General features: G+C 44.4%; 10 protein-coding genes. 8 read left to right on the top strand and 2 right to left on the bottom strand.

Annotated elements, in window-relative coordinates; all coding sequences use genetic code 11:
- The first annotated feature begins 472 nt into the window (after positions 1 to 472).
- The gene (locus tag AAKU61_RS18080; protein WP_354334521.1) at positions 473 to 730 is read left to right on the top strand and encodes a hypothetical protein; all 258 of its coding nucleotides are present in this window, start codon (positions 473 to 475) and stop codon (positions 728 to 730) included.
- A 208-nt stretch (positions 731 to 938) separates the two neighbouring features.
- The gene (locus AAKU61_RS18085) at positions 939 to 1,574 is read left to right on the top strand and encodes a GIY-YIG nuclease family protein (RefSeq protein WP_354334523.1); all 636 of its coding nucleotides are present in this window, start codon (positions 939 to 941) and stop codon (positions 1,572 to 1,574) included.
- A 173-nt stretch (positions 1,575 to 1,747) separates the two neighbouring features.
- Here the strand turns inward: AAKU61_RS18085 and AAKU61_RS18090 are convergent, their stop codons facing one another.
- Together AAKU61_RS18090 and AAKU61_RS18095 are read right to left on the bottom strand one after the other, a co-directional pair.
- Positions 1,748 to 2,227 carry a hypothetical protein gene (locus AAKU61_RS18090; protein ID WP_354334524.1) on the bottom strand — a complete coding sequence of 160 codons (480 nt, stop codon included), beginning with the start codon at positions 2,225 to 2,227 and terminating at the stop codon, positions 1,748 to 1,750.
- A gap of 450 nt (positions 2,228 to 2,677) precedes the next feature.
- Positions 2,678 to 3,505, bottom strand: coding sequence for a hypothetical protein (locus tag AAKU61_RS18095; RefSeq protein WP_354334526.1), 828 nt, complete (start codon positions 3,503 to 3,505; stop codon positions 2,678 to 2,680).
- Between the two features lie 880 nt (positions 3,506 to 4,385).
- Between AAKU61_RS18095 and AAKU61_RS18100 the strand changes: the two genes are divergently transcribed.
- The 6 genes from AAKU61_RS18100 (at position 4,386) to AAKU61_RS18125 (ending at position 11,717) form a co-directional block, all read left to right on the top strand.
- Positions 4,386 to 7,166, top strand: a complete 2,781-nt coding sequence (locus AAKU61_RS18100) for a type VI secretion system Vgr family protein (protein ID WP_354334527.1) — start codon at positions 4,386 to 4,388, stop codon at positions 7,164 to 7,166.
- Positions 7,166 to 7,774 (top strand): hypothetical protein, encoded by a 609-nt coding sequence (locus AAKU61_RS18105; protein ID WP_354334529.1) that lies wholly within the window; start codon positions 7,166 to 7,168, stop codon positions 7,772 to 7,774. The genes AAKU61_RS18100 and AAKU61_RS18105 overlap by 1 nt, the downstream gene beginning before the upstream one ends.
- The gene (locus tag AAKU61_RS18110; protein WP_354334531.1) at positions 7,771 to 8,688 is read left to right on the top strand and encodes a hypothetical protein; all 918 of its coding nucleotides are present in this window, start codon (positions 7,771 to 7,773) and stop codon (positions 8,686 to 8,688) included. Before AAKU61_RS18105 ends, AAKU61_RS18110 begins: the two co-directional genes overlap by 4 nt.
- Positions 8,685 to 10,268: a hypothetical protein gene (locus tag AAKU61_RS18115; RefSeq protein ID WP_354334533.1), complete on the top strand. Its 1,584-nt coding sequence runs from the start codon at positions 8,685 to 8,687 to the stop codon at positions 10,266 to 10,268. The genes AAKU61_RS18110 and AAKU61_RS18115 overlap by 4 nt, the downstream gene beginning before the upstream one ends.
- Positions 10,268 to 11,269, top strand: coding sequence for an Imm71 family immunity protein (locus AAKU61_RS18120; protein ID WP_354334534.1), 1,002 nt, complete (start codon positions 10,268 to 10,270; stop codon positions 11,267 to 11,269). The genes AAKU61_RS18115 and AAKU61_RS18120 overlap by 1 nt, the downstream gene beginning before the upstream one ends.
- Before the next feature lie 181 nt (positions 11,270 to 11,450).
- Entirely contained in the window at positions 11,451 to 11,717 is a 267-nt protein-coding gene (locus tag AAKU61_RS18125) for a PAAR domain-containing protein (RefSeq protein ID WP_354334536.1), read from the top strand.
- Positions 11,718 to 11,724 lie beyond the last annotated feature (7 nt).

Raw genomic sequence — 11,724 nt, forward strand, 5'->3', positions numbered from 1 at the left:
CTACCTGTAAAAATAATCGTATTGATGAATTGCTTCCGCTGCGGGCAAAATCGGTTATTTGCTGATCGTCTAGGTGGGTCTGTCGGACGCATACGATCATTGTGACGGGGTGACGTTTATATTTTGGGAGTACACCAAGTTTAGACGGTTGTGGGCTCCGAGCGCGCAAAAGGTACGCAAGTACAGGTCAGCGATATTTTAAGAAGGAAGTGGAAGTGTAGAAGGCGACTAGGAATTCCCCGAGGCTTGGCTTGGTCGATGTCTAAGGCGGTGCCTTCGACATCGCAGGTCCGAGACATCGCGGATTTCTCTCTATATGAGCCCTCGCAACTCTGCGTACAAGTTAAGCAAGTCTCAATGCGAATGCTCCAGTGTATATTTTTGTTTTAAATATTTACATTACTAATATATATCTCACAATACAGCTGAGAATGATCGCTGCATAAATGAACCAATTTCTAAAAGGAAAAATATGACATCAAGAAAACCGTTTGAGCGTGCGATTATCTATTCTGGTATTTTGGGGGGACTATCACGTGAGGCTATCAATGAACTTCTGAAAGATGCAGATCAGAATGCTGCTTATGTGCCGGAAGCTAGTTACAAGATGATGCGTGAAAGTTATTTTAAAAAAATGGTTGGATGTATTGGTAATATTGCATCATCCAATGAAAACGGATTCGGCGAAATGATTAGAAATCCCAAGCCGATTGGCAAGTTACATTCATAGCGCGGAAAGCAATATGTGAAAGTTACGCGTTTGGGGCCAAAAATACGTCGCGGAAAACCTGAAGACATTTTCAAAAGGCACCATAGCAGCAAGACATTCGATTAGGAGCGCCGACGCGCTGAATAGCGCGCAAACTATCCGAGTAAAAATGCTGTGCGTTTAATACTATTGGCTTATTCAGTCAAATTGATTGTCATAAAGGTTGTGGATGCAAAGCGATAATCGAATGCCAATTAATGGTCGCCCAAAGATGTCATCAAATGATCAAGAGATCCTTAGATCAAGATTGTTTGACTTCGGAGTGCTTAATGAATTTTACGATAGTGCTTCTCCCCTGGAAACTTCCATATTATCCTCGGCCACATCTCTTTATGAATTTTTTCACTCAAATGGCTACATGATACGGCGAAGCGAATGGGAGCTAAAAGGAATTTATCCGGGGCCTCGCAGTTACCGAGGTTGGGTTTATGCATTTTATGGTGAGCAAGATTCGCCAATCTATGTTGGTGAGACCGGTCAACAATTTACGAAGCGATTTAACCAGCACAAAAAGCAGCTGTGGTGGCAAGGCTGGGAAAGGGTGAAAGTTTTGCCGTGTCCCAATCAAACTATGCGAAAGGTTTTCGAATCCCTTATAGGCCTTGCTGGCGGCTATAGCGCTAACATAATGCAGCCAACAGGTGAAGATAACATTTTGAATGATGTTATTCTTTCATTGATTCTATTAGGGAACGAAACATGCGCGAAGCCGACCTTCCCAAATCAAATGATCCTTGATCAGGCCAATCAACTGCAGTATGAAGTTGAAGCCCTTGGCAGTCTAGATAAGTCATCGGGAAATTGATGAAACGAACTATTGAGACGGTATCAATTTTGGGACACGGGCTCATTAAAGTCGTAAATTAATTACGAGAATAGTTTAATTTAGATTAGAGCGTGTTGACATATAAAAAGCTGTTAACTTTCTGCGAAAAGTTTGGGATGTTGGAAATCTTGGCGTGATTGAGGACAGCTGACTCACTGCCAACTCGACAAAAACGACACGTTCAACAACTTCTTTGCGCGGCCAGCACTCATAGCAGCAGTTAAGCTACTTCCCTGACCAGGACCCTCTGCAGCCCCCATGGCGTGTATAGCAACGGCATTTCCGTCAGTGTCCGTCCATAACATCCCACTATCTCCTCTAAACGTTCCTGAGCCACCCGCTTGGATCACTACATCGGCATATTTTGTCCCAATCCGTTGTTCGACCCCCATTACCACTCCAGTTCGCATACCTGCCCCTGACAAGCCAGAAACTACCTGACCCAATTTCGGCAAATTAATCGCTTGGAGTACCTTCGCTCTTTGAGCACGAGCAATCAACTCTTGATCGAGGCACGAGAACATTGCAGCATCAGAAAATCCATAATTACCTGAGATTCCACTTCCATTCCCGGTTACTGAGATGAAGCTTTCACCCACGGTGATGTAGTCCGCTTGATCTGGGGACCACACAGCGATTGTGGCTGGTGTATTTGGATCGAGATCAGCTCCCGCAATACAGTGAGCACATGTTACGCAAAATAGCCCAGTTTCAGACTTGCCAAAGCAGGAAACGGAGCCTGTCTCAGTACCGTCCCACGTACCGAGGTTGGGTGGAAATTTGGTACTCTGGTACGAAAGTAAACCGATTTGTACGACATCAGTTAACACAGACTTATTTTCTATAGAAATAACCTTGGGTATGCGATGGCTCATCTTAAGGTCGTCTGCAGCAAGCTTTCGGCGGACAAAAACAGTAAACGCTAACTCATCGCACAAATTTCCGTTCCTCGCTTTGAGTCCAATCATAGTTCCGACAACGTTCGGGTAACTTGAGACCAATGATTCTAGCCGAGCACGGTTCCCTCGAATCGATTTTGCTCGTTGAAGAGAGATAGGTTTCATTGTTCACTGCTTTCAAAACTAAAATTTAACTTCGATAAGTTTGGTAGTCCCGGTCGTATTATCAATTTCGTACAACGTAAATGTAGGAGCATCATCTCTCTGCGGCGATATCTTCTCTATGACTCCATCTAGCTCTCCTTTGAGTCTATCCAAATTGTCTCGAATAGCCATACCTGGTGCGCCAGGCGCCTTGCTCGCGATAATGTGTTCACTCCAGGATTTTGAGGTCGCTTTGAGGTTTGTAAGCGCTGCAAGTAGATTTTGCTCACCGGTCGGGCCTATTAGAAGCTTGCCAGCCGCCTCAATTTGTGTAGCTATCTCAGAGCCAGTTTTTTGTTCGTTTTGGGTCAGCTGCAACGGTTGTGCACTTTTTATAGTTGTATTTAGATCGGCTGCAATCTGCTTGAGTGCTATACCTTGTTCGTTGTAATTCACTCCTGATTGCGGTTTCAGTAAATCTGTCTCTTTCCTAGTCTTAGAAGCCCCTGCAAGTGCTTGGTCAAATCCGCCCAAAGCAGTGATTAAGGCAGGAATACTTGAATCTGTCTTTGAGCCAAAGTTTGTTAACATCCCATTCGAAAGCGCGATAGACACATCTGCCGACCCATAGCCTGGCGTCGCCTTCGCATAGATAGGCTTTGATAAATCTGGGATATAAATTGATTGCACGTCAACCGGTTTGTCTTTGTTGCCTGTTCGAGCGATTAATAGATACGGTTTCGGAGTATAAAATTTAATTCCCGTCTCAGCACCCGACAAATCGGGGTTAGTAAAGAATTGCATTCGCGCGCAGGAGACTGTCATAGCAACCAGAACTAAAATGGCCGCAAAGCGAAAAATCTTCATAAATGCTCCAAAAGGTTAATAGATGCAAATGTAAAATTCAGAATCCATTTCGCTCAATACTCGATTTTTCAGTGGACGTAGAATCGATGAAATGGCGATCTGCGGTGTTTTCAACCCTGCCCATAGTGAGGCTCAAAGGAATTTTTTTTAAGACAAATGATAGAAACAAGCAAAACTGAAACTGCCAGCATAAGGTCGAGCACCGCGCTTACTCAAACATTTGACGTTGATTTTGTCGCAGGCAATTTTGGCCGCGGTAATACGAACGACCACATCATTTCCATAACTGAACGCTGAATTTCCAATCCCCGACAAGATCAACGCAAAAAAATGCACTTAGAAAACAGAATCTATGAAAAGTGGCATAACCACCTTTTTCTTTAAGGTAAATAAAAGACAACTACGACTTATAAGGCTTTAATTCAAAGAAGTAATTCGGTTTGCCGATTCAATTAATATCTACTCATTGATCAATGAATACCAATAAGAACCTGGAGTAACCTTTTGTTGCATAAGATACAGTTTAATAAAATATAACATTATTTTGCATAAATGCATTATTAAAATATACATAAAATTATGTTTAAAAATAATTAATAAGTTTCATAAAAGAAACTAAAATTTGGAGCCGTACTTTACTAGCTGCTTTCGCAGGCGCCTTATATAGCCCACCCTCAAGACAATGCAATTTAGAAATTTTTACTCAATTCCCCCTATTCATCGGTCTGTAAATGACTTTTCATTTTTAACTACTATTTTGTCTGATTTATATCGAATTGTTTTTGTGATATCATTATCTAATTGGTGCATTTTTATTAACAAAATGCATCTTAAGCAAATACTGAAATATCCTATCAAGACAACTTAAAGCAGCCTAAAGATGAGCTTAGCGGAAGATTTAGCGTCCCTCGGACATGGCATCAGTCAATACAATCGCCTCCTTAAACTGACAACGCCGCTTGGCTCAGACGTACTTTTGCCGCAACGGCTGGTTGCCCACGAGCGTTTAGGTCGTGGCTACGATTACACGATTGATCTATTATCAACAAAGGACGACATCAATCTTAAAGAATTGATTGCGAAACCTGTGACCCTATGGGTGATGCAAACGGATCAGCGTTATCTACCAGTACACGGCTATATTCATACCATCAAGCGGCTAGGCAGTGACGGTCAATTCACCGCTTGCCAACTATCTTTCGGACCATGGCTACGTTTTTTAAAATTCCGTCAGGATGCAAGGCTTTGGCAAGATAAAACTGTTGAAGATATTTTGACGGAGGTATTTAACGGGCACTCACAGGCCGCAGGTAATTTTCGTTTTGATCTAACTGAACCTGTTCCTCCTCGCTCTTATTGCACCCAATATGAAACGGACTGGAATTTCTCCCAAAGGCTGATGGAAGAGGAAGGCTGGTATAGCTACCATGAACAAAAAGAAGACGGTTCAGGACATACCTTAGTCATCACTGACACGGTGCGTAACATCACACCGCTAGCAACCCAATCCATTGCATTTCATGGTGCAGGTACCAGCGATGAGGTGGACAAAATTATCCAGTGGAGCGGTGCGCGCAGCTTATCGTCAAGCCAGCTCTCCACTAAGACCTTTGATTACAAATCGCCCAACGATCAAAAAGACAGTAGCGTTACTGTATTGCCAGATCATGGCGATCTTCCAAGTCAATTAGAAGTGTACGAATACACGGGTGCTTATACCTATTTAGAGCAAACAAGAGGCGATAAGCAAGCGCAAGTCAGGGTAGAAGAATGGGAATCCCGTATCAAGCGCTTTGTGGGTGTTTCAGGCAAACGTAGCTTACCTGTTGGGCATTGGTTTAGTTTAGAGGATCATCCTGCACATGCGAACGATATTCCAGAAGACAAGCAATTCTTGATTATTGCTGTGGAATGGTTTATTGAAAATAACCTGCCCCTCTCCAATAATCTCAAAGATTTTCCAGGCAGTCTCAAATATCAACTAGATACGTTTAAGCAGCAGTTGTCCCTTGATGTTTCTAATGGCACTGGCTATGCAGACCAAGCAAATAACGAACGCACAGGCCATTGTTTTAATCGCTTTGAAGCACAGCGTAGAAAAGTCGAATTTAGAAGTCCAATAGAACATACGCAGCCAACGCTGCATCCTCAAACTGCCACGGTGGTCGGTCCCGACAGTGAGGAGATCTATACCGACGATTTAAACCGCGTGAAGGTTCGCTTCCATTGGGACAGGAAAAATCCGGGAGATGAAAAAGCCTCCTGTTGGGTACGTGTTAGTTATCCTAATGCGGGACAAGAATGGGGTGCACTCAACGTTCCGAGGATAGGACAAGAGGTCATTGTGACTTTCCTTGGTGGAAATGCAGATAGACCTGTCATCACCGGCCGCTTATATAACGCTGAGCAAACGCCTCAGTGGCACACCGATGGCAAGTTGTCTGGCTATAAAACCAAAGAATATAAAGGCCTTGGATTTAACCAACTTGTACTCGATGACAATACGAACCAGAATCGGATTCATCTCTACAGCACGAATACCAATGCTCAGCTTAATTTAGGCTACTTGGTTACTCAGCAAGGTAATAATCGTAAAGATTTTTATGGTGCAGGCTTTGCATTGAGCACTGACGACTACGGTGCAATCGTGACTAACAAAGGGCTCTATCTCAGCACCTTTGGACGTCCCGGAGCGCAGGGGACACAACTGGATGTCACTGAAGCTCGTCAACAACTTAAATCAGGCGCCGAGCTCACTAAGAGCCTGTCCGATACAAGTGTGAAAGCTGGCGCAGAAACGTTAGCAGGACAAGCCGGTCTGAACAAATTCACCGAAGCAACCGAAGAGTCTTACACAGGACAAGGTCAGGAACAGGCTAATCGTTTTAAAGAACCAATACTTCTCATGGCGTCACCTGCGGGTATTGGCATAACGACTTCGAAGGACACGCATTTGCACTCAGGTGCGAATGTCACACTGTCGTCCGGCACGGATACTAATCTGGCTATCGGTAAAAGTCTGGTCGCCAGTGTCGCTGAAAAAATCAGTTTGTTTGCGTATAACGCAGGGGTTAAGCTCTTTGCGGCAAAGGGCAAAGTCGAGATACAGGCACAAAGCAATGACCTTGATCTGATCGCAGAAAAAGTTGTTCGCTTACTGTCCACCACCTCTCGAATAGAGATTGCCGCCAAAGAAGAAATCACGATTTCTGCTGGCGGTTCATCCATCAAGATCAATGCTTCTGGCATCACAAACAACACGCCGGGTAAATGGGAAGCGAACGCTTCTATGCATTCTATGCCAGGGCCACAAAATAGCCCTTACGCTATGCCAGATTTACCCGTTAGTTCGATTACGCCAAATAAGTTAGTTATTGAACGGCTCTATCACGATAAAGAACCATTGGTCGGTACACCGTTTGAAGTGAGTTTCCCTAACGGAGAAATTCGCAAAGGCAAACTTGATGGAGCTGGTCGTGCAATTCTCACTGATGTACCCGCGGGTACTGGCGAAGTGCGATTTGGTGCAATGCCGGGTCAATACGAACGCAAGGGTATGGAACCCATGCCAAACCACAAACCGAAACCGAGTACCAAAGATATAGATGCGTTACTCGATAAATATGGCCCTAAACCCAACCCAGACCCAGGAACAAAATAATGCGTATCTTTTTTAAAAAAACAGTACTTCACTCACTGCACAATTCTGCACGTTTAGCTTTGATAGCACTGAGTATCACCTGTACCGTCGCCTATGCTGAGTCGCCCGCTGATTGGATCGATGCTGGCCCCTCTATTGATGGCGATGCAAAAATCCAGATGAGTAAAACATTCACGATGCAGTCGGGTAAATTCAAGGCGACACCAGAATCGATGCTTGACAAAAAAGACTCCATTTCAGGAAACTTTTTAGTGGGATCGTATCGCTATGTCTATAAGAAGGCAGAAAAAGACAACGGACAACTGGTCGATGAAATGGTCTCGACTGAAATTATGGATTGTGAGAATAAATTTTACGGTACGTTAAAGCAAACTAAAAAATACAAAGGGAAAGTCGTATCGGAAAAGTCCACACCGTTAGCGCAGGTACAAATGATGCAAACAAGCATGGGCACTACCGACGGCCAGTTATGTGCATTGTATGTGGGGAAAAAGCCAGCTGCGACAGACCGTAAAGGCGTGACCAATCCCGACTACAAGCCCACCATGACCAAAGAGGATATGGACGCAAAGTTGGATAAATACGCGCCAACAGGAACAAAAAAATGAGTTTAGTCTCAGATCAAGCAATCAATGCACTCGGCTTATCCGAGAAAGAACTGAAATACCATGCTACTCAATTACAAGTGTGGCTTTGGCAGAACTTGAATACAGAGCCTTGGACAAATAAACTCGCCTGTGGCAAAGCCTTGACTGAGCTGAGCCTACGCATGGTGCCACTAAAGACCGATACCAACGTCTTGAAGAATTGGGCAATGATCGTCGCTATGATGCTCAATGGAACAGAGCATATCTATGGCGATCCTGATCCATTTACGATGGAGCGTGGTAAATCACCGGAGGCTCAGGCATGGAGGTTACTCACCATTATGGCGCTCGGCTTTGTGCCAGGTGAAGGCTACCTGATCTCCAATGTTAGTCGCATTGCGCTGAGTACGATTGATCTCCCGTTTGAATTCAAACTAGGCGTCGGTAAAAGCTGTCAAGAATATGGGGCTGACATTATTCACTATCTGAATTATGAGGGGCAAGGAAACAGTATCGCTTGGTTTCTACAACTTAATCTTAACCAGCACAAAGCGACAGTGCTGGAACGAGTGCAAGCTGTTCTCACAGTCTGGCAACAAAGCTTTGCCTGCTTTAGTGAGCAGATACATAAGCCTAGTGCTTTTGCGGATTGTCTGACACGTCAAAAGTATGCGCTGCAAGCAATGATCAATCAGGCTCCCAAAATGATCGCCCCTGCATTACAAAATATTGCTGGCTTGCTTAAACCATTGCAACAAATGATTCCCCCTCGTGCGGAAAAAGAACTTGGTGCGCGGGCAGCAATTCCGTACCAGCTCAAACAAATGATTCCTAATTCTCACTACGTTGCCAGTGCTACACGCGCAGAGATTGATGCAGTCTTCGCCAACTACTTCCCTCCTAGAGGGACATCGACAGTGGAGGATGCAGTATGAGCGATGGCGCCCCTGGAGGATTAAGCTTTAAGGAATTCAAACTCCTCTCCGCTGAAGCAGGTCAATGGCTGCTAGGCACAGTCAAAGGTGCATGGAATGAAAAGCAAAGTCTGTCCCAAATTATTACTGATGCTGTTATCGGCATGATCCCTGTTGTAGGCGATGTCACTGCCGTGCGCGATCTTTTAGCGGTAGGTACAGGACTGGCGACCAGTGAAGAAAAACGTACCCACACCATGGAGTGGGTACTTCTCGTCATCTTTATCTTTGCGCTGATTCCCGTTATTGGCGGCGTGATCAAAGGTGTTGGACGGATTTCTTTACGAGTAACCGAACTCGTCGTAAAAGATAGCGTTGCAGCAGCCAAGCTAGCTGACGAGGTGATTCAGTTCCTCAATCGCATAGGTCATAAGAACGCTGAGAAATGGTTTAAGGCATTAGACGTCTTGAAATACGAAGGCGAAATCCTGACCAAGTTCCGCAGCTTTTGCGACACGATTATTCTTGCCATTGATCGCTATGCATTACGTTTCAAAGCAGCCTTGCCACAAAGTCTAGTGTCACGCATGGAGCAGCTATCGGCTGGTTTTACTCAGATCAAAAAACTGGGTGACAAAATGATTCCAGAAGCATTAAAGAAGTTTCATGAAGATCTAGAGTACCTACAAAAGTATATTCATGCTGGTGGCGTACCACCTCCAAGTAAAGCCAAAGCCATCATGGCGCAGACAGGTCAAAAAACGGTCACCTATGTTGAAGAAGCTAGGATCATTGAAAGTGGCGCTGCTAAGAAAATTGTGCATGCTGGGAAGTACAGCCAGAATTTGGCAGCCGTAAAAAGAGAGAGTGACATTAGAAAAGTCTACCAATATGAGGCTGGCTTTCCTAATTTGATGAAACGTGCTGATTCAGCGACTGTTGGCGGCGAGGAAGTTAAATATTACTCGGCAATTGCAGCAGCAACCGGTCCCATTAAAAACGAAATGCTTGAGGGAGAAACCTTGTTTCGGTCATTTGGCCCCAAAGGGGAGACACATGGGGTAGAGGTTGGGAAATCAAACCCCATTGGACAATTTTGGGGACGAGGTGCACCACCGAAAACCGCAAAAGAGTGGCGAGAACAATATGCTGTTCTTGACGAATGGAATCGCAATGGTTGGGTGTCAGTAGTACATATCCCAAAAGGTGTCAAAGTACCTGCCTGTACCAGCGTAGTATCAGAACAATTTAGTAAAAAAATCGCCGGGCAATATCTCGAAGGTGGCGGAAAACAAGCAGTTATTGACGCCTTTTTTGAAAAGGATCTTATGGCAGCGACTGACATGCTTTACAAAAAAGGCGGAGGAAAAATGACGATGCCAAACGGCGTGGTGGTTGAGATCCGTCAAAGTGGTTGGTCAGGTATCAACAAAAAGGTTGGCTACGATAAAGAAGTGATTCCGGGAGCCTCAATGACGGAACGATTAGGTGTCACTGAAATTCAAGTCAAGGTCAAAGACGAAGCAGTGAAACAAGCAGTGACTGCAGGTGCTGCCAAACAACAACGTGATAGTGAAAAAACCTATTCAAAAGGAACATGATGGGATTGCTTGATATATTTAAAACGCAATGGTCAGGTAAGGACATGACGCCGGAAGATCGTCAGAAAATGTTCTGGTACCTGAAGCGTAAGACGAGCTATACCGCCTGGAAACGCGAAGCAGATGCCTTTGATCGCTTTGCGGATATTTTTGAGAAGCAGGTTATTGAAGAGCCCCACGCAGATGGATTGATGGAGGGAACCGATTGGGATGATCGGTATCCAGAAATTTTAAAAGCACAGGTGCTATTCGAACAAGCATTGAGGCAATTAGGTAAAGGTGACAGGACGGTATTTTTGTATAACAGTCTCGGATTGTTAAGAGACGCCTCTGAAATAGCGCAATCCTGGCACAGCGAGTTAGTCAATCATGGTCCACAGGGAGACCATTTTTATGATGGTAAATATGTAGAAGCGATGACAGAAGCTATCGCAGAATTTTTTCTATGTTCTGATGATACTGGCTATTTTCAACCTTCCATGTCCGGTGGAGCTGCCCCCGAGTTTTGGGGTGACTGGATGAAAAAAGAATTGGTACGTGTTTGCATTTCACCTGATTTAGTCGAAGTTCCGGAACCGGAAATACCAACATTAGTAAAAACTGGGGAAGAGTTTCCCGTGTATGGTATTTACGAACCGCAAACCAAAGATGGCTGTATGAATTATTTATTAGCTGGTGTGCCTGCACCACTTTTATGGGATGCGGATGGAACTAGTCGTAAGTTTGATGTTACCTGGCGTTTGCTATGGGAAGACATACGCTATCTTGATGGTGCTATACCCGCAGAAGAAAGTAACTACTTCCCATTAGAAACAAAAGTAGCAAAATCAGCTCCATTGGTTGTCAATGACGATGTTCTGTCTGCCCTCAGCGGCACAACTTGTCCAAAGTCGGGGATATGGGCTGTTCTGGATGATCTGAATGGCAGACTCCATGTTGACAAAGGCGATTTGCTACCACAACACAATGGTCGTGACGTGACTTGGGTACATACTGAATAAGCACGGAGGAAGGCTGATGATCAGCTAATTTGTTCGATTTAAAACCAAGTGATTAGATAAATAAATGTGCAAAAAAATATCAGAAAAGTGTTCTGGTGGTACTAATCAAGACAGAGAGACGACCTTTTTATTGACTGACTATCAGATTATCCACCTACCCGTAAATTTATAAAAACAGAATATGCCCCTTCCCGTAGTTCGCTTAGGCGATAAAACATCCCACGGTGGTGTCGTGATTAGTGCTTCCGTCACACATACGATCAATGGTGTTGGTATTGCACGTGTCGGAGACACAGTTCAGTGTCCACAAAAGGGACACGGTGCAAATCCTATTGTCGAAGGTGCTGTGACCTATTTGGTTGGTGGTCGCATGGTTGCTTTACATGGGAACCGTTCGGCTTGCGGTTGTTTATTGATCGCTAGTCTAGTGAGTGCTACACACGGATAACTTTGTA

The sequence above is a fragment of the Undibacterium sp. GrIS 1.2 genome (assembly GCF_040544435.1).
Taxonomy (GTDB): Bacteria; Pseudomonadota; Gammaproteobacteria; order Burkholderiales; family Burkholderiaceae_D; genus Undibacterium.